We start from the raw sequence: 21,689 nt of genomic DNA, 5'->3' as shown, positions 1-21,689 counted from the left end.
CCGCCCCGCCCCCGCCCCGCCTCCTCCCCCCTTCCCGCGAAGACCCGAAAAGGAAGCCCATGAGACGCCGGTCCCCCCTGCGCACCCGACTCGTCCGCCGCTTCGGCGCGGCGGCCGCCACCGCCGCCCTCGCCTGCGGACTCACCGCGTGCGGGGGCGATGCGGAGGCCACGGCCACCGCCGCCGCTCCCGGCACCGTGACCATCGGCGCCGTATCCAACGGCGCCGCCCGGCAGTCCGAGCTGTCCGTCCCGGTCGTGGAGTCCCTGCGGGCCCGGCTCCCGCAGGCCGTGCGCGAGCGCGGCGAGCTGGTCATCGGGGTCGGCGCCCTGCCCGCCGGCTTCCCGCCCCTCGCCTACGTCGGCACCGACCAGAAGACCCTCACGGGCGCTGAGCCGGACCTCGGCCGGCTGGTCGCCGCGACCCTGGGGCTGAAACCGGTGGTGAAGAACTCCACCTGGGAGAACCTCTTCGTCGGCATCGACAGCGGCCGGGTCGACGTGGCCTTCACCAACGTCACGGTCACCGAGGAGCGCAAGAAGAAGTACGACTTCGCCTCCTACCGGCAGGACAACCTGGCCTTCGAGGCACTGAAGACGAACACCTGGGAGTTCGGCGGCGACTACCGCCACCTCGCGGGCAGGACGGTGGCGGTCAGCTCCGGCACCAACCAGGAGAAGATCCTCCTGGAGTGGCAGACGAAGCTCCGGGCGGAGGGCAAGGACCTCACGGTCAAGTACTTCCCGGACGCCAACAGCGTCAACCTGGCGCTGAGCGGCGGGAAGATCGACCTCAACTTCGGCCCGAACCCGGCGATCGCGTACCACGTCACCCAGACCGCGGGCGGCAACGCACCGACCCGCAACGCCGGTTCGTTCTCCGGAGCCGGCGAGACCCTCCAGGGGCTGATCGCGGCGACGGCGAAGAAGGACAGCGGCCTGGCCGGGCCGGTGGCGGAGGCCGTCAACCACCTGATCGGCAACGGGCAGTACGGAAAGCTCCTCGCCACCTGGAACCTCTCCAACGAGGCCGTGACCGTCTCGCAGGTCAACCCGCCCGGTCTGCCCACGACCAATTCCTGAGCGATCCCCTTCCCCGGATTCCCTTCGCACCGGGGCCTTTTCCCACAGGAAGGCGCGTGCGTGAAGTTCCTGACCATCACCTTGATATCGGATACCGCGGACCCGGTGACGGGAGCCCCGACCCCCACGCGCGAGCGGTTCCGGCAGGTCGTGTCCGCCGCGCTGCTGGCCGAGGAGCTCGGCTTCGACGGCTTCGGCGTCGGCGAGCGCCACGAGCGGCCGTTCCTGTCGTCGTCCCCGCCCGTGGTGCTCGCGCACATCGCCGCGCTGACCCGGCGCATCCGGCTCTACACCGCCGTCACCACCCTGAGCCTGCTGGACCCGGTGCGGGCGTACGAGGACTACGCGACGCTCGACCACCTCAGCGACGGCCGCCTGGAGCTGATGATCGGCAAGGGGAACGGCACGGCGCAGCGCGAGCTGTTCGACGTGGGTCCCGAGGACCAGTGGGAGCGCAACGCCGAGGGGTACGAGCTGTTCCGGCGGATCTGGCACGAGGACAAGGTGACCGCGCGGCCGCGCTTCCGGCCCGCGCTGACCGGTGCCGAGGTGCTGCCCAGGCCGTACCGGCCGACGCTGCGGGTCTGGCACGGCAGTGCCACGAGCCGGGACTCGGTCGACCTCGCGGCGCGTCACGGCGACCCGCTCTTCTCGGCGAACGTCACCCACCCGATCGGTCCCTACGCCGAGTTGATCCGCCACTACCGGGACCGCTGGGCGCACTACGGGCACGACCCGGCGCACGCCGTCGTGGGGGCGGGCACGGCGGGGTTCCACACCGCGGCCACCTCCCAGGGGGCGGTGGCCGCGTACCGGCCGGCGTTCGCCCGGTACCTGGCGCTCCACCGGGCGCAGGGGCTGGAGCCGGTCTTCCCGACGCTGGAGGACTTCGTCGAGCGGAGCTCGGCCCTGATCGGCAGCCCCCAGCAGGTGATCGAGAAGGTGCACCGCTACCACGAGGAGTTCGGCCACACGGTCCTGCACCTCCAGGCCGAGCCCGGCGGGCTCGGCGAGGCGGAGCACCGGGCCTCCCTCGAACTGTTCCAGTCGCAGGTGGCGCCGGTGCTGCGCCGGTCGATCCCGGACCCCGCCTTCCCTCCCCCGCCCGGGGCGTAGGGAGCCCGGCGCCTACTGCCAGTCCTCGTCCCAGGGCGGGTCCATCTCGTCCAGGTCGAAGGGGGGCTCGTCGGCGTCGGGTGCGGACGGCCGCGGCGCGGGTGCCGGGCCGGCCGGGGCCGGGACGGCGGCAGCGGTGCCGGCTGCGGTGTCGGCACCGGCGCATTCCGCGAGGGTCGCGAGGACCCCCTCGGCGTACTTGGTGAGCTTGGCCTCGCCGACTCCGCCGACGGTGCCCAGTTCCTCCACCGTGCCGGGCAGCCGCGTCGCGATCTCGCGCAGGGTCGCGTCGTGGAAGACCACGTACGCCGGAACGCCCTGCTCGCGCGCCGTCGCGGCCCGCCAGGCCCGCAGCGCCAGGAACACCGGTTCGGCCGCGGCCGGCAGGTCGACCGGTACGCGGGCGCCCTTCCCGGAGCGGGAGCCGGACTCCTTGCGGGAAGGCGCGGCGACCGCCTTCTCCTTCCGCAGCGGGACGCTGCGGCGGCCTCCCAGGACCTCGCCGCTCTCGTCCGTGAGGACCAGCGTGCCGTAGTCGCCCTCGACCGCCAGCAGGCGCTGCGCCAGGAGCTGGCGGACCACGCCGCGCCACTCGGCGGTGCTCAGGTCGGCCCCGACGCCGAACACCGACAGCCCGTCGTGGTCGAACTGGATGACCTTGGCCGTCTTCTTGCCCTGGAGGATGTCGATGATCTGCCCGGCGCCGAACTTCTGGCGCCGTTCCTTCGCCAGCCGCCACACCGTGGACAGCAGTTTCTGCGCCGCGACCGTCCCGTCCCAGGACTCGGCGGGCGTCAGGCAGGTGTCGCAGTTGCCGCAGGGCTCGCCCGACTGCCCGAAGTACTCCAGCAGCCGCACCCGCCGGCAGTCGACCGTCTCGCAGAGGGCGAGCATGGCGTCCAGGTGCATGCCGAGCGACCGGCGGTGGGCCTCGTCGCCCTCGGAGCCCTCGATCAGCTTGCGCTGCTGGACCACGTCCTGCAGGCCGTACGCCAGCCACGCCGTGGCCGGTTCCCCGTCACGGCCGGCCCGGCCGGTCTCCTGGTAGTAGCCCTCGACGGACTTCGGCAGGTCGAGGTGGGCCACGAAGCGCACGTCGGGCTTGTCGATGCCCATGCCGAAGGCGATCGTGGCCACGACCACGATCCCGTCCTCCCGCAGGAAGCGGGCCTGGTTCGCGGCGCGTGTCCGGGAGTCCATGCCCGCGTGGTAGGCGACGGCCTCGACGCCCTGCTCCACCAGGAAGGCCGCGGTCTTCTCCACCGACGCCCGGGAGAGGCAGTAGACGACCCCCGCGTCCCCCTCGTGCTCGGTCCTGATCAGCTCCAGCAGCTGCTTGAGCGGGTTGTTCTTCGGGGCGATGCGGTACTGGATGTTCGGCCGGTCGAAGCTGGCGACGAAGTGCCGGGCCTCGTCCAGGCCGAGCCGGGCCACGATCTCGGCGTGGGTGGCCCGGGTGGCCGTCGCGGTGAGCGCGATCCGCGGCACCTTCGGCCACCGCTCGTGCAGCATCGACAGCGCGAGGTAGTCGGGCCGGAAGTCGTGGCCCCACTGGGCGACGCAGTGGGCCTCGTCGATCGCGAAGAGGGAGACCCTGCCCCGGTCGAGGAGCCGCTGGGTGCCCTCGGTGCGCAGCCGCTCCGGAGCCAGGTACAGCAGGTCCAGCTCGTCGGCGAGGAAGGCCTGCTCGACCGCCTGCCGCTCGTACGGGTCCTGCGTCGAATTGAGGAATCCGGCCCGCACCCCGAGTGCGGTGAGCGCGTTCACCTGGTCCTGCATCAGGGCGATGAGCGGCGAGATCACCACGCCCGTGCCCTCTCTGACGAGCGCCGGGATCTGGTAGCAGAGCGACTTGCCGCCGCCGGTCGGCATCAGCACGAGTGCGTCACCGCCGCCGACGACCTGCTCGATGATCTCCTGCTGCTCACCGCGGAAGGAGCCGTATCCGAAGACGCGGTGCAGCACCTCCAGCGCAGGGGAGGTCTCGGGGGAAGCGTCCGTAAGGGCCATCCGTGAAGCCTATCGGCAGCGGCCGACACCCCGGCACCGTCCCGCGGAGCCTGTGGACAACCCGCCCCGGGCGGCGGCGCGGGTGGCCCGCTCCGCCGCCCGGGGCAGGATGGAAGGAAGGGGGGACGGGCGGACGGGCGACAGGAGGCACGACATGTCCGGGTACCGACTCCGCGACCCCGCCGCCCTGCTCGCGGCGCTCGTGGTCCCCTTCCTCACGGCACTGGCGCTCACCCCGCTGCGCACCGACCTGTCGGCGACGAACGCGGCCCTGGTCCTCGTCGTCTCGGTGGTCGCGGTCGCCGCCGCCGGGACGCGGGCCGCGGGGGCGGTGGCCGCCCTCTCGGCGGCCGCCTGGTTCGACTTCTTCCTCACCGCGCCCTACGGGCGGTTCGTCATCACCGGCGACGACGACGTGGTGACGGCGGCGCTGCTGCTGGTCGTCGGCCTGATCGTCGGGCAGTCCGCGGTGCGCGGGCGCCGAATGCGCTCGGCCGTGGCGACGGACGCCGCGCAGCTGTCGAGCCTGCGGGGATCCGCCCGGCTGGCCGAGTTCGGCGGCTATCCGGACACGGTGGTCGCGCACGTGGGCCGGGAGCTGACCGGCCTGCTGGGGCTGCGGGGCTGCCGCTTCCAGTACGGGACCCTGATGGGGCACCTGCCGCGCCTGGAGCACGACGGCGGCGTGTGGTGGCGCCGGGGGGACCGGGTGACGGAGTACGCGGACTGGCCGGACGGCGAGACCGAGCTGCTGGTGGTCGGCGGTGGCCACTACTACGGGCGCTACCTCCTCGACCCGCGGCCCGGCCGCCGGCTGCCCGCGGAACAGGACCGCCTGGTGGCCGTGGCGCTGGCCGCGCAGGCCGGGGCGGCCCTGGACACGGCGGGCCTTTCGGCCGGTCACCAGTAGTGGCGACGGCCGCCGACGGCGTGTCCGACCGAACCGAGGATCCACAGCACCGCACCCACCACGAGCAGGATGATCCCGATGGTCCACAGGATGGAGATGCCGGTCAGGAAGCCGATGAGCAGGAGAATCAGTCCGATGACGATCATGGTGTCCCTCGTCTTCCGGTAGGGAGGCGGCGGAACGATGGGATCCGCCGGGTGTGACTCCGGGCGTCTACCCGCCGATCCCGCTCTCACCGCCTGGGGACCCGTCGAGTTTCAGAGGGGTTCCACGTCGAGGAAGGCGGCGAGTGCGGATTCCTCGGTGGCGGGTGGGGTCCCGGGGGCTCCGGGGAGGGACTGTTCCGCCCAGATGACCTTGCCCTCCGGGGTGTAGCGGGTGCCCCAGTGCTCGCTGAGCTGGGCCACGAGGAAGAGTCCGCGGCCGCCCTCGTCGGTGGTGGCGGCGTAGCGCAGGTGCGGGGCGGTGCTGCTGCCGTCCCACACCTCGCAGGTCAGGGCGTGGTCGTACAGGAGCCTGACGCGCACCGGCCCGGAGCCGTGCCGCAGGGCGTTGGTGATCAATTCGCTGAGGATCAGTTCCGTGGCGAAGCCCAGTTCGGACAGGCCCCACGCGTCGAGCTGGCGGGCGGCGGCGTTGCGTACGGTGGCGACCTCGCTCGGCTCGAACGGCACCTCCCACTGGGCGACGCGGTCGACGCCGAGGGTGCGCGTGCGGGCGATGAGCAGCGCCACGTCGTCGGTCGGGCGGGCCGGCAGCAGCCGGTCGAGGACGGCCCGGCAGCTCTCCTGCGGGTCCCGGTCCGGGTGGCTGAGGGCGGCGCGCAGCAGTTCCAGCCCCTCGCCGATGTCCCTGGTCCGCTCCTCGACCAGCCCGTCGGTGTACAGGACCAGCTGGCTGCCCTCGGCGAGGTGCAGCTCGGCGGTCTCGAAGGGCATCCCGCCGAGTCCGAGCGGGGGTCCGGCCGGCAGCTCCACGAACTCGGTCCGGCCGTCGGGGGCGACCAGGAGGGGAGGCAGGTGCCCGGCCCGCGCCAGCGTGCACATCTGCGAGACCGGGTCGTAGACGGCGTACAGGCAGGTCGCGCCGAGTACGCCGCCGCCCGGGTCGGCGGCGTCGTCGGCGTCGTGGTCGATGCGCTGCACGAGGTCGTCGAGGCGGGCGAGGATCTCGTCGGGGGGCAGGTCGAGGGAGGAGAAGTTGTGGACCGCGGTGCGCAGGCGGCCCATGGTGGCCGCGGCGTGCAGGCCGTGGCCGACGACGTCCCCGACGACGAGGGCGACCCGGCTGCCGGAGAGCGGGATCACGTCGAACCAGTCCCCGCCCACCCCCGACTGCGCGGGCAGGTAGAAGTGCGCCACGTCGACGGCGCTCTGCTCGGGCAGGGCGCGGGGCAGCAGGCTGGTCTGGAGGGTCACGGCGAGGGCGTGTTCGCGGGTGTAGCGGCGGGCGTTGTCCATGCTGACGGCGGCGCGCGCGACGAGTTCCTCGGCCAGGGACAGTTCGTCCTCGTCGAAGGGCTCGGGCTTCTGGGAGCGCCAGAAGTTGACCACGCCCAGGACGACGCCCCGGGCGGTGAGGGGGGCGGCGATCAGCGAGTGGATCCCGAAATCGATGATCTCCCGGGCGCGCGGCGGGTCCTGGGCCTGCCAGCCGGGCGCCTCGGAGAGGTCCGGCACGAGTTCCGCCTCACCGGTGCCGTAGCCGCGTGCCTGGGGGGTGGAGGGCAGGAAGTCGATCAGTCGGCCGCGGGGGTAGAGGGGGTGGTCGGAGCGGATGCCGCTGACCGCGGTGCGCCGCATGTCGGCGCCCGGGCCGGGTTCGTCCCCGTCGAGCACGGAGTCGGCGAGGTCGACCGTGACGTAGTCCGCGAACCGGGGGACGGCGACGGCGGCGAGTTCCTCGGCCGTGCGGACCACGTCGAGGGTGGTGCCGATGTCGACGCCCGCGTCGTACAGCAGCTTGAGGCGCCTGCGGGCGGTCTCGGCCCGGCTGGTGAGGATCCGCATCTCGGTGGAGTCGCGGATGGTGACCGCGCTGCCCTCGGCCCGGCCGCGGGTGTGGGTGGGGCGCTGGTTGACGACGAGCAGCCGGTCCCCGGCCTCCAGTACCTCGTCGGTGGCCACCCGGCCGGACAGCAGCAGGTCGGACATCCGGCGGTCCAGTCCGGGGACGTCTCCGATGTAGCGTCCCTCGGTGCCCTCGGGCAGTCCGAGGAGCCGTTTGGCCTCGTCGTTGGCGAGCAGCAGCCGCCCGTCGCCGTCGGTGATCACGACGCCCTCGCGGACGGCGTGGAGCACCGCGTCGTGGTGTTCGTACATCCGGGTCATCTCGTGCGTGCCGAGGCCGTGGGTCTGGCGGCGCAGGCGTCTGCTGATCAGGGCCGTGCCGGCGGTGGCCAGGGCCAGGCCGGTCGCGATGGCGAGGAGGATGACGGGGAGCTGGCGGTCGACGACCCCGCTCACGTTCTTGACGGTCAGGCCCGCCGAGACCAGGCCGACGACCTTGCCGTCGGCGGCCTTGACCGGGACCACCGCCTGGATCTCCCGGCCGAGCGGGCCGTTGACGCTCTCGGTGTACGTGTGGCCGGCGAGGGAGGGGGCGATGGTGCCGACGAAGCGTTTGCCGATGCGGTCCGGTTTGGGGTGGGAGTAGCGGATGCCGTTGGTGTCCATCACCACGATGAAGTCGACGCCGGCGTCCTTGCGCGTCGACTCCGCGAGGGGCTGCAGGATCGTGGACGGGTGGGGGGTCTTCAGGGCCCCCTGGAGCCCGAGGGAGTGGGCAAAGGTTTCCGCGACGGCCACCGACCGGTTGCGCGCCTCCCGGTCGACGTCGTGGCGCGACTGGAGCAGCAGGGCGATGAGCGCACCGGTAGCGAGCAACACCACGATCGCCACCTGAAGGACGAATACCTGTCCGGCGACGCTCCGGAAGCGCTTGCCTACGGGTGACCGCACCGACGTGCCCGGCGCGGGTGGCGGCGAGGAAGGGTCACGCACCCAGTTGTAGCACTTCCGGATGCCCGCGGCCCCCGGCGGGCGCGAAATGCGTCCCGCCGGTCACGCGCCGTGTCGCGGCGCGCACGGGCGTGCGGGTCCCTACCGCCGGGCCGGGGCGGCGGCGAGGGCCTGGGCGGACTGCGCCTGCGCCGTCTGCGGGGCCGGGGTGGTGGGGGCGGTCTGCGGGGTCTGCGGGTCGCAGGTGACCTCGTCGCGCGGGGTGTAGTGGGTCTTGTAGTCCTCGTGGCGGACGGTGCGGCCGCCCTGGACGAAGTCGCGTCCGACCGAGACGTCGAAGCCCTCCAGCGGGGTCTGGACCTCGCAGGCCGGCCCGCTGCCCTTGATCTTGGCGGGCGGGGTGACCTGGGTGCGCGGCCCCTTGGTCGCCTTGATCTCGTCGTACTTCTTCGTGCCGAGCAGGGTGATGGTCAGCGAGGTGTCGGTGGACTGCGCCTGTACGTAGAGGGCGTGCCCGGTGTCGTTGACCCAGCGCAGGTCGAGGGTGCCCCAGGCGACGGTGGCCTCGCGGCCCTCGGGGTAGCGCTCGATGTAGAACGAGTGCGCGCCGTGTTCGACGAGCTTGACGCCGCCGAAGAAGGCCGCGTTGTACATGGTGGTGGCGACAGCCGAGACCCCGCCGCCGGGTGACTTCACGTACCGGCCGTCGTTGATCATGATGCCGTCGACGAAGCCGTTCTCCTTGGTGCGCTCGCCGACGGTGCGGTTGAAGCTCCACTCCTCGCCCGGCAGGACGACGGAGCCGTTGATGAGCTCCACGGCGCGGCCGATGTTGGTGGTGCGGTAGGGGGCGGCGGGGAACTGGACGGTGAAGGAGGAGACCTTCTCCTTGATCCCGAGCCGCGCGGCCTCGGCACTCGTGAGGTCGGGCTGGACCTCCTCGGTGGCGACCGCGCCGCTGCGGCCCGCGCCCGTGCCGGTGAGCAGGGGCATCACGGCGCGTCCGAGGGCCGCCTGGGTGACCTGGTGGCCGGGGCGGCTGTCGGTGTCCACGGCCACGCGGCCGGCGGCGTCGAGGCCGAGCACGGCGTCGCGCGGGGCCTGTACGGCCTGCTCCACGGGCCGGGCGACGGCGGGGTCGGCGAGCAGGCCCTTGGAGTCGAGGGCGGGTACGAGGCGGCCCTGGGCGTCGGGTTTCATCGTGAGGTGCTCGCCGAGGACGGCGGGGGTGATGGGTATCCGCTTCCCGGCGACGTCGACCGTCACCGGCCCGGACATCGCGGGCCGCGCGAAGGCCTCCAGGGCCCGGTTCGTCTCCTCGGCCCCGACCTGCGGCTCCCGGCGCTCGACCGGCAGCACGACCGGGCCTGTGGAGCCGTTCTGGTAGGCGGCGCGGAGGGTGTCGAGGGCGCGGTCCTCGGCCAGGTCGATGCCCGGCCGGGCATCGACGGCCTTGGCGGCGCCCTTGTCGAAGGTGATCGAGCCGTCGCGGACCTGCTGGCGGGTGCTGTCGTCGAGACGTGCGAGGGCGGCCCGGGCGGTGGGCTCGTCGACCCTGGTCACGGGCTCGATGTCGCGGTCGGCCGAGGTGAAGAGCCGGCCGATGACGGTGACCGGGTCGTGGCCGGTGCGGGCGGCGAGGTCGACGGTGGCCCCGGTGTCGAGGGAGAGGCCGAGCGCGGCCGGGGCCGCCTTCTCGACGCGGTCGCCGATCTTCATGGCCACGGGCGCCGCCGCGCCGGGTCCGAGCGCCCGGTCCAGCGCCTGGCGGGCCTCGGCGCGGCTCATGCCGCCGATGTCCACGCCCCGCACCCGGGTCCCCTGCTCGATGTCGCCGCCGGTCACGAGTCCGGTGACGTAGAGGCCGCCCAAACCGAGTACGGCGGCCCCGCCCACCAGCGGCAGAGCGATCCGCCAGTTGCCCGTCCTGTTGCCCGCGCGTGCCATGTCACTCCCTGGGGCGCCGACCGGCAGGCGGTCGGCGCTGGGCCGCGGCAGCAGCCCGTAGATGACGATTTCCGAACCCTCATGATTGACCGAAATGGGTGATTTAGGGCAAACATGTAATGGTTCTCACGCACACGGAAAAGGCGCCCGCCCCGAGCCGGAGCTCGGGGCGGGCGCCTTTCGTGCGGGGCGGACCGGATCAGGCGACCGGAACCGGGTAGGTCGGGTACTCGACGCCCGAGACGTGCTGGACGACCCGGATGACCTGGCAGGAGTAGCCGAACTCGTTGTCGTACCAGAGGTAGAGGATCGCGTTGTCGCCGTCGACCTTGGTGGCGCCGGCGTCGACGATCGAGGAGTGGCGCGAGCCGACGAAGTCCATGGAGACGGCGTCGGGGGCCGTGGTGAAGTCGATCTGGCGCTTGAGCGGCGAGTGCAGCGAGACGTCGCGGAGGTAGTCCAGGACCTCCTCGCGGGTGGTCTCGCGGCCCAGGCGCAGGCTGAGGATCGCGATCGAGACGTCCGGGACGGGGACGCGGATCGAGCTGCCGGTGATCGGCGCCTTGAGGTCCGGCAGCGCCTTGGCGACGGCCGAGGCGGCACCGGTCTCGGTGATGACCATGTTCAGCGGCGCGGAGCGGCCACGGCGGTCGGCCTTGTGGTAGTTGTCCAGGAGGTTCTGGTCGTTGGTGAACGAGTGGACGGTCTCCACGTGACCGCGCAGCACGCCGTACTCGTCGTCCATGGCCTTCAGCGGCGGGACGATCGCGTTGGTGGTGCAGGAGGCGCAGGACAGGATCTGCTCGTCCGGCTTGATGGTGTCGTGGTTGACGCCGTGGACGATGTTCGGGACGTCGCCCTTGCCCGGAGCGGTCAGGACGACCTTGTCGATACCGGGGCGCAGGTGCTTGGAGAGCCCCTCGCGGTCGCGCCACTTGCCGGTGTTGTCGATGAGGATGGCGTCCTTGATGCCGTACGCCGTGTAGTCGACCTCGGACGGGTCGTTGGCGTAGATCACCTTGATGGTGTTGCCGTTGGCGACGATCGTGCTGGTCGCCTCGTCCACGGTGATGGTGCCCTGGAACTGGCCGTGGATGGAGTCGCGGCGCAGCAGCGAGGCGCGCTTGACGAGGTCCGCCTCGCCACCGCCGCGCACGACGATGGCGCGCAGGCGCAGGCCGTTGCCGGAGCCGGCCTTCTCGATCAGCAGGCGGGCGACGAGGCGGCCGATGCGGCCGAAGCCGTAGAGGACGACGTCGCGGCCGGCGCCGCGCTCGATCTTGTTCTCACCGGTGGCACCGGCGACGGCCTCGGCGGTGAAGGCCTCGACCGACAGGCCGCGGTCGTCGGCCTTGTACTCCGAGGCGAGCATGCCGATGTCGATCTGGGAGGGGCCCAGGTCCAGCGTGGTGAGCGCGAGGAGGAAGGGCAGGGTCTCGGTGACCGAGAGCTCCCCACCGGCGATCTGCCGGGCGAAGCGGTGGGTCTTGAGGATGCTGACCACCGACTTGTTCACCAGGGAGCGGCTGTGCAGCAGGATCGTCACGTCCCGCTCGCGGTGCAGCTTCCCGATGATCGGGATCATCGACTCCGCGATCTCTTCGCGGTTCTTCCAGTTGGTGAACGAGTCCTCGTTGACAGTCACAGATCCATCTTTCGAGCTAGGCAGCGCTCATATGCTAACCCCTAGGAAATTTGATCATTTCTGCGGTCCCGTCCATGCGCCTGTTGACCGGATCTGATCGGTTTTGGCCGACGGCGCCGGACGGCCCAGGGGCAGCAGGTACTGCAGGGGCTGGTCCAGGTCGTCCAGGCCGAGGAGTTCGTGGGCCAGGTCGTCGTGGAAACCGCCCAGCGTGGTACCGCCCAGGCCCAGGGCGGAGGCCGTCAGGAGCAGGGTCTGGGCCAGGTGGCCCGTCTCCAGCAGGGCCAGGCGCAGGGCGCGCAGGCCGTAGCGCCGCCGCAGCACGCCGAGGTCCGCGTAGAGGCCGAGGACCACGGGCACCTCCTCGACGCCGACCCAGTCCGGATCCGTCGCCGGACGGGAGGTGTACGTCGACAGCGGCCTGAGCTCGTCCGCCGTCGGCGCGGGCCCGATCCGGCGCAGGGTCCGGCGCTCCGGCACGCACGCGTACGTCCCGGGCTCGACGCCCGCCACGTCCAGCACCAGCAGCCGCACCCCGGCCGTGTACAGGGCTCCCGCGCTCGGGTAGGGCCGGTGGGCGAAGAGGCGCTCGGTGCCGTCCGCCAGGGTCTGCGCGCTGCGGCTGCTCTCGGCCAGGGCGTGCCACAGCAGGGAGCCCAGGGTGGGGGCGTCCAGCGGCCCGGTGAGGCGCCCGCGCCGGGAGGCCCGGCCGGCCAGTACCGAACGCAGCGAGACCTCCGGCAGGGGGGCCGCGGGCAGGGCCGTCTCGGGCAGGGACACCGGCGGGGGCGCCGGGGCGGGGGCCTGCCGCAGCGCGGCGTCCTCGTTGCGGCCGATGTGGACCTTGCTGCGCTCCAGGTACTGCAGGTCGGCGGCGGTGTGCCCGGCCGGGAAGTAGTCGGGCGCCCCGTCCGTCTCCAGCAGGGTCCGGCCCGCCAGCCGGCACACGGCCCGTTCCTCGTCGGGGGTGACCCCGAGCCGGTTGAACAGCATGTGCAGCTGTGAGCCCCAGACCCAGGCCGCGGTGTCCTCGGAGAGGCCCGCCCCGGCGCCCGGCGCCGCGTCGGCGCGCAGCCGGGCGTCGGCCTCGCGGACCCGGTCCGTCCAGTGGGTGAGCCAGGGCTGCGCCGTGCCCGCCCCGAGCCGCTTCCGCAGGGCCTCGGCGCGCCGGGCCAGGCCGGTGCGCTGGGCGGCGTGCACGGAGTTGACCCGGGCGTGCACGGAGGCGCCGGGCAGCAGGGGCGTCTGCGTGACCCAGCGCCAGCCCGCGGCGTGCCGGCGCAGCCAGCGCGCCGCCGTCCGGCGGTCCATGCCGAGCGCGTACGCCGTCGCGTGGGCCAGGTCGGCCGCGAGGGTCAGCCGGGCCGCGTCCGCACCCTCGCCGGGGAGGTCACGCAGGGCGTCCAGCACGACGCGGGTGGAGTCCGCGAAGACCTCCTCGGCGACGGGCAGCGCGCGCGGGCCACCGTAGCGGTCGGTCTCGGGCACGTACGGCACGGCGCGGACCTCCCCGTGGCGTGACGGCCACGGCCCGGGCACCGCGGGCACCTCCCGGGCCGCGCCGGCCAGGTCCCCCGGGAGGGTCGCGGCGGCCCGCTCGCTCAGGCCGCGCACCCGGATCCTTACGTGGGGGCCGTCCTCCCCGTACCGGATGAAGAACCACCGGGCGGCCTCCCCCGAGGCGACGAGGCCGTCGAGGAGCGGGGCCGCGGACCGGAGGAGGAAGGCGTCGGTGTCGGACGTCCCGGAGTGCAGGAAGAGGTGGTGGCTGTGCCAGGTGCCGGTGGTCGTCACGTGCGGTCCTCGGGTGTCAGGGGAAGGGATGGGGATGGACCGCGAGGTCCTCGTGGCGCAGCGGGCGCGGGGTGCGGCCCAGCCGGTACGGCACCTCCAGCAGCCGGGGCAGGCCCCGGGTGCGGCGGTTGACGTGTCCGAAGGTCATCGGCAGCGAGCCGGGGACGACGACCTTCACGCAGTGCAGGCCCAGCCCGGCGCGCAGGCCCGGCTCGCTCTGGTCGACCGCGATCACCTCCAGTCCGGCCCGCCCCAGCCGGTCCACGGTGGCGCCGAGCAGCGCGGAGAGGTCACCGACCGGCTCGGGCGCCCCCGGCCAGGCCTCGGCGACGGTCGCGCACGGTGTGTCGGCGAAGAGGAACTCCAGGCGGGGGGCCGCCTCGGGGAGCGTGTTGAGGCCGACGTGGTCGTCGAGGGTGACGACCAGCTCGGGCCGGTCCAGCATGGGCCGCAGCCGCTCCGGATCGCGCGGGCCGCCTTCGGCGGAGGCCCGCTGGGGCGCCTCCAGGACGTTGGTGACGACCTCGGCCACCGCCGACCGGATCGCCGCGCGGGGATCGTGGTGCGCTCCCGCCGCCAGGAACACCCGGGGGGCGTCCGGGTGGGAGCCGGTGTAGCGGCAGACGGCGACGACGGCGGGGATGCCGAAGTCGTTCGTGGCGTCGAGCAGGACGAGGCGGTAGCCGGCGACGGCCGCCCGGTCCGCGAGCAGGAGGGTGTCGAGGTCGTCCGGCGGCGGTTCGACGCGGCGCAGCGGGGTGGCCGCGTACCAGGCCATCAGGAACGCGTCGCGTTCGGCGACTTCGAAGAGGCCGTAGAGGGCGGCCTCTTCGGGGCTGTTGCCGAGTCCGCAGCCGTTGGAGGACTCGTACACCACGCGCGGGCCGCGGTCGGCGCCGCCGGGGACGTCCCAGTACGCGACGTGTTCAGGGACGGCCGTGGCCCGCCGCCGGGTGAGCGACCAGCCGTGCACCCAGTCGAGGACGAGGCCGGGCACGTACGGGACCGTCGGCGAGGCCGGGTGCCCGTGGTGGGCGGGGTCGGGCAGGCCGAGCCGCCGCGGGTCCACGGCCCGGTCGGGGCCGAGGGCGGCGAAGGAGGCCCGCAGGGCGGTGCGCCGGGCGGTGGGGCGCATCCCCGCGTAGCGCTCGACGCTCTCGAACAGCGCGATGCGTTCGCTGCCGGGGAAGTCCCGGGCCCGGCCGTAGCCGCCGTCCTCGACGGGCCGGCCGTCCGTCACGAAGGCGCCGGTCAGGGAGAAGGCGGAGTCCTCGGCGCGCAGCAGGCGGCGGACCGGGCCGAAGCGCTCGTCGTACAGGGCCGCCCGCAACGGGCCCGCGGCGGTGCGGGGGTTGGGGGCGCGCAGGAGGTACGGGTCGGGGAGCGGGCGGGGCTGCGCGGGCAGCGGGGCCACCGCGGCCGGGGAGTCGGCGGGCAGCGGGTGGCAGACCGCACAGCCGCCCACCGGGCGGACGCGGTGGGTGGACCAGGTGGCGCGGCCCTGGTGGAGCAGGTGCACGACGGCGGTGTCCTCGTCCGCTCCGTCCGCCGGCGCGTCGAGCAGCTCCCGCGCGAGGGCCACGGCCGCCTCGGCGAGGGCCGGTGACGGTACGCCGGCCAGCGCGAGTTCCGTGCTCCGCCAGGGGACCCGGCCGCCGGCGGTGGCCAGCCGCTGGTACTCGGCGCAGCACAGGCAGGCGGCCGCGCCGGGACGCAGCACCGGGCCGACGACGGCCACCGCCCCGTCGAAGCGCACCGGCGCCAGGGCCACCGGGTGGCGCAGGGCGTGCCGGCTCAGCTCCTCGGCGAGGCCGAGGGTCCACCGGGTCAGCAGCACCACGGCCGTTCCGGCGGTGGCCGCGAGGGCGGAGTCGGCGTCGAGCGGTGGTGCGGCGGTCACGGTGCCTCCTCCGGGACGTGCAGGACGGTGAATCCGAACGCCCGCAGCAGGGCGGCGAGTTCCCCGCCGGGGGCGTCCCGGGGCGCGGGGCGGGGCGGGCCCGCCAGCCGGCCCATGGCCTCCTGGAAGGCGCCCTCGCGCCCGGCCGTGTCGGCGAGCCACCGTCCGGTCCACCCCGGCTCCTCCCAGCCGACGCCCGGGGCACCCGCGACGGCCAGTCCGGCACCGGCCGCGCCCGCGGGGGCGCTGACGGCAGGGACGGCGCCGGCCGATACGGCGGCGACGGCGGCCAGTGCGGCGCAGGCCGCCGCGTCGCCGGGGGTCGCCTCGACGGCGTCGCCGAGCGGCACGGGTCCGTCCGGGCCGGTCCGGTGGACGACGGCCCGGTACACCTCCTCGCCGGGGGCGACCCGGAACACGTGCAGGCGCGCGGGCACGGCCAGACGGGCCGTCAGGGCGGTCCACCAGTGGCGGGCCTGCGGATGTCCGAACCACCGCCGCGGCGCCACCGGCTGCCGCCCGGTGCCCGTCCCGGCCCTGCGGGCGACCTCCGCCCGCAGGGCCCGCCCGAGGGCGTGCCCGGGACTCGCGCCCACGGTGGAACCGGCCGCGCCCAGGGCCAGTCCGGCCGCGCGGCAGAACACCTCCAGGCGGGCCAGGTCCAGCCGCGGCGCGCCGCCGGTCAGGGTCTCCCCCGGCCGGCCGGGGGCGGCGCAGGAGGCGAGCGGGACCGGCAGCTGCGGCAGGTCCGCCGGGCCGGGGTCGGGCAGCACCCCGCACCGTCCGTCGCCGAGGGCCGCCACCCGGCGCAGGGCCTCGCGCAGGGTGGCGGCGGGTGCGAGGGGCGCACCGGAGGGGCGGGGCCCGACCCAGGTGCGGTACTCGGCGCGCGGCGGGCGGGCGTCCACCAGGAGCACCGCGGGGAGCCCGGGCAGCAGCCGGTCGTCGTCCCCCTCGCCCGCCGGGTCGGGCAGACCGGCCACCGCGCACAGCAGCCGGTGCGCGGCGGCGCCGCCGAGCAGGGCTGCGGTCGCCCCTCCCCCGCCGCAGGCGTGGTCCGCGGCCGGCGCGGCGGGGGTCGGGCGGGCTGCCAGGCGGGTTTCCAGGGCCGTCGCCGTGGCGGCTGTGCCGGCGGCGGTGTCCGGGGAGGTGACGTAGCCGGTCGGGGCGGGCAGGGCGGCCGCGAGGGCGTGGGTGACGCCGGCGGGGCCGTGGGCGCGGAGGTGGATCCGGCCCTCGGGCAGGCCCGCGTCGCGGGTGTACGTGACGGGCAGTCCGCCCTGTTCGAGCGCCCGGCCCGCGGCCCTGGCCAGGGGGCCGTCGACGGCGGCGGACACCACCTCGGCCCGTGTCGCGGCGAGCGCGGCCGCCGCGTCGGCGGGCCGCCCGGCGCTCACGGCGAGCCACGGCCCGACCGGACCCGGATCGCGCACGGGCGGCGGCGGCCCGGTGACGAGCAGGTCGTGCGCCTCCAGTTGGGCGAGGACCGCGTCCACCGCCGCCCGTACCGGGGAGCCGGGCTCCAGGCCGTCGAGGAGCACGTCGAGTCCGCCCGTGCGCAGGGGCCGCTCCAGCGAGCGCCACAGCACGGGCAGCGCGGCGCTGCCCTCCAGGGTGACGCTCCCCCGGCGGCCCCGCAGGTGCAGTCCGTCGCGCAGCGGGGTCACGGCGGTGCCGGGCCGCAGCCGTCGCCCGGTGCCCGTCATGCCCCGCGCTCCACGGCCTCGGCGGCCTCGACGGCCGCGCCGACCTCGGCGCGCCAGTCGCAGCCGGTCAGGGCGGGCACAGCGCGGACGACCAGGTGGGCCGCCAGGTACCGCTCCAGCGGGCGGACGTCGCAGAGGGCGAACAGCCGGTACAGGGCGTTGGTGCAGGCCCGGTAGACGAGGTAGTCGGGGCGGTGCCACATCGTGCCCCGGGGGTCGGAGCGGCTCAGCAGCCGGTGGAACTCGCTGTAGCGGGTGCGGAGGTCATGGTTCCAGCGCTCCCGTGCCGCCGCGTCCCCGGTGGCGGCGGCCCGGTCCCGGTAGGCGTGCGGGTCGCCGTGCAGGTCGGCGCCGGCGTCGTGGCGGCTCCGGGCCAGCCGCCAGGCTCCGGCCGAGAAGTCCGCCCACTCCCGTTCCCAGCCCTGCGCGCCGCCGTCGGCGATCCTCCCGACGAGGGCGGTCACGGCGTCGCCCGCCCGCTCGGCGTGCTGCTCGAAGCGGGCGCGTACGCGGCCGTCCGGGTCGTCGTGGACGAAGAAGTCCTCCAGGTGGGAGACGTACGAGTAGTGGCCGCCGGCCAGGCCCCCTGGGTGGGCGGCGGCGTGCGCGGCGAGGCCGGTCACCGCGAGCCGCAGCCGTGCCCCGGAGCCGTCGCCGCCTTCCCCGAGGAAGGCGGCGCCCGCCCGCAGCGCGCCGAGGCCCGCCCGCAGCAGGTCCTCGCGCAGGGCGGCGCCGTCCTCACCGAGGAGGGTGCGCAGCGGGGTGCGGTCGACGGTCTCGACGCGGACCGTGTTGTCGGGGGCGATGGGCCCGTAGGGCGGGGGGACGAGTTCGGCGCGTCCGGCCTCGGCCGCCCGGCGCAGCAGTTCGGACTCCGTCAGGTCGGTGTGCGAGGGGTGCGCGTGGAGCCAGGCGCGGACGCGCCGGGCGGCGGCCTCGGCGGCGGCCTCCACCCGGGCGGGCGGGCCCTGGATGCGCAGCCGCAGGTGGGGGCCGTGCAGCCAGTGCCGCTCGACGTGCGCGGCCAGGCCGTCGGCGGCGCAGGAGGCGGCGAGCGGCAGCAATGCTGCGCGCAGCAGGGGTGCTTTGACGGGGTGGTGGTGGAAGGCGACGACGTCACGCGCGCCGAGGTCGTCGGCGGCGCTGTCGGCGGTGTTGGCTTCGGCGGCGGCGTGCGGTGACTGCGGCACGGGCCCTTCCTCCCTTTCCGCCGTGGCGGCCCTCATCGCGGCCGTCCGGACCGGTAGACCTCCAGGACGAGTTCGACGGCGCGGGCCGGGGCGGCCGGGCCGCCGGGTGCGGGCAGCGCCTCCTCCAGGACGGCTCCGTCGCCGTGCCGGGACAGCCACTTGGGCAGGCAGCGCAGGTGCAGTGCGCTGCCGAGGTCCACGAAGTGCGGCTTCGGACGGCTCAGCCGGCTCAGGAAGTCCTCGGCGGGGCGGCCGGTGGGGGCGGTCGCGGCAGGGTGCAGGAAGAGCTGTTCGGGCAGGTCCAGCAGGGCGCGCCAGCGGGCGGCCGCCTCCGCCGGTGCGGGGGCGGCGGCGAGTTCGGCGCGCAGCTCGCGTACGACGCCGGGCGTCAGCTGCCAGCGGCGGCGGCGGAGCACGACATGGCGGTGGAGGAGGCGGGGGCTGTGGACGACGCGGCCGCCCGGGGCGGTGAGGACGCGGCGGGGCACGAGGGACCGGAAGTCGACCACGCCGTGGGGGTGGTCGCACAGGTGCGCCGCGATGCGGCGGGGCAGCAGGACGGGGGCGAGGAATCCGGGGTAGAGCACGTCGAGGTGTTCGCCGGTGCTCCGCAGCCGCAGGCGCACCTGGTCGGTGGGTTCGTCGTGGACGAGTTCCAGGTCGCCTTCGGCGATCGAGGCGCGGCGGTGGTCGGGGCCTATCTCGTCGGGGACCAGCAGGGGGTGGAGGTTGGCGTTGAACCCGCCGACGGGCCTGATCTGGGCCGCCCTGGCGCCGGGGGCGAGACCGCGCCGGATCTGCCGGGCCGTCTCGGCGGTGGCACGCGGGTCCAGGGCGTCCAGGAACCGGCTGCTGAAGCGGCCCCATCCGCCGTACACGTGGTTGACGGCGAGCAGGCCGCGGTCCGGGTCCCGCTGGAGGAAGTACGCGTAGCTGAGGGGGCGTTCGAGCGCCCAGCCCGGCAGGTGCCCGCCGAGGGCGCGGACCGGGCCGGGCGGCAGGACGACCTCGGCGGCGTCGGCGGGGTCCTGCGCGCGGGCGTCGCGTACGGCGGCCGTGAACCCGTCCCGCAGCGCGGCGAGTTCCTCCGTCCCGGTGGGGAGGGCGGCCCGGTCGGCGGGGTCGAGGTCCGCGAGCCGGCCGGCCGTTTCCCAGGCCTCGGTGACCTCGGCGCCGAATTCCCAGGGGTGCCGGCAGGTGCCGCCGGGGCCGTAGCGGGCGACGAAGCGGTCGCGGACGACGCGGCGCAGGAGGTGTCCGAGATCGAAGAGTTCGGCCAGGGCGGTGACCTCGGCGAGCGCGGTGTGGTCGGCGGTGTCGAGGAAGCCGTCGAGCGGCAGCGGGAGCGGGGCGACGACGTCCTCGGACAGCACGGTGAGCGGGGCGGAGCCGGCCGGGACGGGGCGTCCGGCCTCGGCCAGTTCCGCGGCCCAGCGGTCGGCGAGGCCGGCGAGCAGGGCGGGCCGTTCCTCGGCGGCGGCGGCGCCGAACGCTTCGGTCAGCCGCCCTATCCCGGCGACCCGCCCGGCCCGCTCCGCGTCCCCGGCCCGCTCCGTGTCCCCGGCGGCCCGCTCCGTGTCCCCGGCGTGCCGCGCCGGGCCGGCGGGGCGCAGCCAGGTCTCGATGTCGTGGAGCGGGTCGGCGCTCTGGGGCGGGACGGGGTCGGCGGGCACCAGCAGGCCGGCCTCCGTCAGGCGGGCGAGGAAGGTCTCGGCGGCCGGGCCGGCGGCGGCTCCCGTCTCCCGCAGGGCGGCGGTCAGCCGTTCGGCCAGTTCCCCCAGGGGCACCGGGTCGGCGGCGTGCTCGGTGACCAGGCCCAGGGGGCCGCCGGCCGGCAGCTCCGCCTCGTCCTCGCGCGCCACCAGGTAGCGGCCTCCCGCGAAGGCGGTCCGGTCGCGGGAGTAGGCGGCCCGGCCGTCGGTGGTGCGCGCGGAGCTGGTGATGCGGTGCGGAAGGCCGGCGCGGCGGTGCGGGGCGTCCAGGAGGGCGAGGGTGAGGGCGGTCGTCAGGGTGCGGTTGGGCTTGACCACGGCGTGCAGGGGGCCGTCCAGGAGGCCCGGTTCGCCCCAGGACAGCCGGGTGCCGGTCCGTACGGAGGGCAGGGCGCCCCAGCCGACGGCGGTGAACCAGGACAGCGGGCTGGTCTTGGTGCAGGCCCGCAGCGCGTGGCGCAGCACGGTGGCCTCTTCCTTGCGGGTCTTGCGGTCGTCCGCCCCGCCGGCCGCCCGTCGTACGGCGCGCAGGAGGTCGGCGCTGGTGAGGGCGACGGCCTTGGCGAGGGCGGGTTCGCGGCACAGGGCGGCCAGGGCCTCGCGTTCGGCGGCGAGGGCGGGCCCGGCGGTGGCGCCGAGCTCGGCGAGAAGGGTCCGGCGGCGTGCCCGCAGGGCGGTCCAGTCGGCGAGGCGGGGCACCCGCTCGGGCAGGTCGCCGAGTCGGGCCAGCAGCGCGGGGCGGGGTTCGCGCCCGTTGTGCAGGGCGCGGCGCAGGGGAAGGACCACGTCGCGGTGGAAGTCGGCCGGGTGCCCGTCGCGGCTGGCGTACAGGTCGTCGCACAGGGGTGCGGTGGTGCGCAGCAGCCGCGTCTCGGTCCGGTGCAGGCGGGCGAGCAGGGCGCGGAAGCGCTCCGCTTCGGGCCCCTGCGGCGGGTGGGTGAGCACGGTGGTGCGGACCAGCGCGTACGGCGCGGACCGCACCCGGTAGCCGGCCGGGCGGCCGGGGCCGGCGGGCGCCGCCGCGAGCCGGGGCTCCGGTGACCGTGACGGTTCCTGCGGCATGGCGCTCCCCCGTTCCTGTCGGTGGTGGCGTACGGCCTCCCGCCGCACCGGGGTGCGGCGGGAGGCGGGCTGGGCGCTCGGGGTGGGTGGGTGGTGGGGGGTCAGGCGGTCGGGGTGTCCGTCTGGGGCTGGGCGCAGGAGGAGGAGCCCTGGCAGGAACACGAACCCCAGGAGGCTCCGCCTTCGGGCAGTGCGGCGGTGTCGCGCATCGAGGTGACGCTGAGGTCGCCGAGGTCGAGCTCCAGGTCCTGGAGGTCGAAGGCGGCGTCGGGTGCGGTGTCGGACATGGGTGTCTCCCGAAATCTGGAAGCGATAGGCCGAATGTGCACGGAGCGAGACCGGCAGTTCCGGGGCGGCATTTTCCCGATGCCCGGAACCGCCTTTCGCAGGAAAAGTATTACAAGCCAGAACGCGCCACGGCAAGCATCGGAGAAATATGCCAGCACCTCCGGAAAATGCCTCCACACCACCCCTTCCGCGCGGCCGAAAACATAGGTTTTAGCTGTTCAGGAGCCCATTGATTTCGGCCACTTGCAGATTTCCCGCACCCTTGGAGAAAATTCAACGGAATTCCGTCAGGGGTGCGTCAGCGGTGCATCAGCAACGCGTCAGGAATCGGGCCTGCGCCGTCAAGGCTCCGTCAGGGGCGGGAGAA

General features: G+C 74.8%; 14 protein-coding genes. 3 read left to right on the top strand and 11 right to left on the bottom strand.

The window, feature by feature from the left end; translation table 11 throughout:
- Positions 1 to 59 precede the first annotated feature (59 nt).
- Both SLAV_RS31560 and SLAV_RS31555 read left to right on the top strand, forming a co-directional pair.
- Positions 60 to 1,082 carry a transporter substrate-binding domain-containing protein gene (locus SLAV_RS31560; RefSeq protein ID WP_100661077.1) on the top strand — a complete coding sequence of 341 codons (1,023 nt, stop codon included), beginning with the start codon at positions 60 to 62 and terminating at the stop codon, positions 1,080 to 1,082.
- 60 nt (positions 1,083 to 1,142) lie between these two features.
- Positions 1,143 to 2,198, top strand: a complete 1,056-nt coding sequence (locus SLAV_RS31555) for an LLM class flavin-dependent oxidoreductase (RefSeq protein ID WP_100661076.1) — start codon at positions 1,143 to 1,145, stop codon at positions 2,196 to 2,198.
- A gap of 12 nt (positions 2,199 to 2,210) precedes the next feature.
- Here the strand turns inward: SLAV_RS31555 and recQ are convergent, their stop codons facing one another.
- Positions 2,211 to 4,208, bottom strand: a complete 1,998-nt coding sequence (gene recQ, locus SLAV_RS31550) for a DNA helicase RecQ (protein WP_100661075.1) — start codon at positions 4,206 to 4,208, stop codon at positions 2,211 to 2,213.
- A gap of 154 nt (positions 4,209 to 4,362) precedes the next feature.
- Here recQ and SLAV_RS31545 point away from each other — a divergent pair, with 154 nt between their 5' ends.
- Positions 4,363 to 5,118 carry a DUF4118 domain-containing protein gene (locus SLAV_RS31545; protein ID WP_100661074.1) on the top strand — a complete coding sequence of 252 codons (756 nt, stop codon included), beginning with the start codon at positions 4,363 to 4,365 and terminating at the stop codon, positions 5,116 to 5,118.
- Here SLAV_RS31545 and SLAV_RS41630 read toward each other — a convergent pair.
- The 10 genes from SLAV_RS41630 to SLAV_RS31500 form a co-directional block, all read right to left on the bottom strand.
- Positions 5,109 to 5,264: a DUF6131 family protein gene (locus SLAV_RS41630; protein ID WP_167456811.1), complete on the bottom strand. Its 156-nt coding sequence runs from the start codon at positions 5,262 to 5,264 to the stop codon at positions 5,109 to 5,111. The two genes, SLAV_RS31545 and SLAV_RS41630, sit on opposite strands and share 10 nt — an antisense overlap.
- Positions 5,265 to 5,375: 111 nt before the next feature.
- A complete protein-coding gene (locus SLAV_RS31540) occupies positions 5,376 to 8,078 on the bottom strand; it encodes a SpoIIE family protein phosphatase (protein ID WP_244225250.1) in 2,703 nt (900 codons plus the stop codon).
- A gap of 141 nt (positions 8,079 to 8,219) precedes the next feature.
- Entirely contained in the window at positions 8,220 to 10,025 is a 1,806-nt protein-coding gene (locus SLAV_RS31535; RefSeq protein ID WP_100661072.1) for a VanW family protein, read from the bottom strand.
- A 199-nt stretch (positions 10,026 to 10,224) separates the two neighbouring features.
- The gene (locus tag SLAV_RS31530; protein WP_100661071.1) at positions 10,225 to 11,670 is read right to left on the bottom strand and encodes a glyceraldehyde-3-phosphate dehydrogenase; all 1,446 of its coding nucleotides are present in this window, start codon (positions 11,668 to 11,670) and stop codon (positions 10,225 to 10,227) included.
- 54 nt (positions 11,671 to 11,724) lie between these two features.
- Positions 11,725 to 13,464, bottom strand: a complete 1,740-nt coding sequence (locus SLAV_RS31525; protein ID WP_100661070.1) for a thiopeptide-type bacteriocin biosynthesis protein — start codon at positions 13,462 to 13,464, stop codon at positions 11,725 to 11,727.
- Positions 13,465 to 13,480: 16 nt separating this feature from the next.
- Entirely contained in the window at positions 13,481 to 15,364 is a 1,884-nt protein-coding gene (locus SLAV_RS31520) for a TOMM precursor leader peptide-binding protein (protein ID WP_167456810.1), read from the bottom strand.
- Complete coding sequence (locus tag SLAV_RS31515) at positions 15,361 to 17,070, bottom strand: hypothetical protein (RefSeq protein ID WP_100661069.1); 1,710 nt, start codon at positions 17,068 to 17,070, stop codon at positions 15,361 to 15,363. Before SLAV_RS31515 ends, SLAV_RS31520 begins: the two co-directional genes overlap by 4 nt.
- On the bottom strand, positions 17,067 to 18,260 hold the full coding sequence (locus SLAV_RS31510) for a lantibiotic dehydratase C-terminal domain-containing protein (RefSeq protein ID WP_159038067.1): 1,194 nt from the start codon (positions 18,258 to 18,260) through the stop codon (positions 17,067 to 17,069). Before SLAV_RS31510 ends, SLAV_RS31515 begins: the two co-directional genes overlap by 4 nt.
- Before the next feature lie 32 nt (positions 18,261 to 18,292).
- A complete protein-coding gene (locus tag SLAV_RS31505; protein ID WP_100661067.1) occupies positions 18,293 to 21,034 on the bottom strand; it encodes a lantibiotic dehydratase in 2,742 nt (913 codons plus the stop codon).
- Positions 21,035 to 21,135: 101 nt separating this feature from the next.
- The gene (locus SLAV_RS31500; RefSeq protein ID WP_100661066.1) at positions 21,136 to 21,321 is read right to left on the bottom strand and encodes a thiazolylpeptide-type bacteriocin; all 186 of its coding nucleotides are present in this window, start codon (positions 21,319 to 21,321) and stop codon (positions 21,136 to 21,138) included.
- Positions 21,322 to 21,689: the final 368 nt, after the last annotated feature.

It is taken from the genome of Streptomyces lavendulae subsp. lavendulae (genome assembly GCF_002803845.1).
GTDB lineage: Bacteria > Actinomycetota > Actinomycetes > Streptomycetales > Streptomycetaceae > Streptomyces > Streptomyces lavendulae.
The sequence above is the reverse complement of the archived record's forward strand: the minus strand, read 5'-3'. Positions and strand labels throughout refer to the sequence as shown.

Excerpts from the sequence above, each read along its gene's own strand:
- SLAV_RS31505 (WP_100661067.1), bottom strand. The coding sequence starts at position 21,034 with ATGCCGCAGGAACCGTCACGGTCACCGGAGCCCCGGCTCGCGGCGGCG.
- SLAV_RS41630 (WP_167456811.1), bottom strand. The coding sequence starts at position 5,264 with ATGATCGTCATCGGACTGATTCTCCTGCTCATCGGCTTCCTGACCGGC.
- SLAV_RS31515 (WP_100661069.1), bottom strand. The coding sequence starts at position 17,070 with ATGACGGGCACCGGGCGACGGCTGCGGCCCGGCACCGCCGTGACCCCG.
- SLAV_RS31560 (WP_100661077.1), top strand. The coding sequence starts at position 60 with ATGAGACGCCGGTCCCCCCTGCGCACCCGACTCGTCCGCCGCTTCGGC.
- SLAV_RS31535 (WP_100661072.1), bottom strand. The coding sequence starts at position 10,025 with ATGGCACGCGCGGGCAACAGGACGGGCAACTGGCGGATCGCTCTGCCG.
- SLAV_RS31500 (WP_100661066.1), bottom strand. The coding sequence starts at position 21,321 with ATGTCCGACACCGCACCCGACGCCGCCTTCGACCTCCAGGACCTGGAG.
- recQ (WP_100661075.1), bottom strand. The coding sequence starts at position 4,208 with ATGGCCCTTACGGACGCTTCCCCCGAGACCTCCCCTGCGCTGGAGGTG.
- SLAV_RS31545 (WP_100661074.1), top strand. The coding sequence starts at position 4,363 with ATGTCCGGGTACCGACTCCGCGACCCCGCCGCCCTGCTCGCGGCGCTC.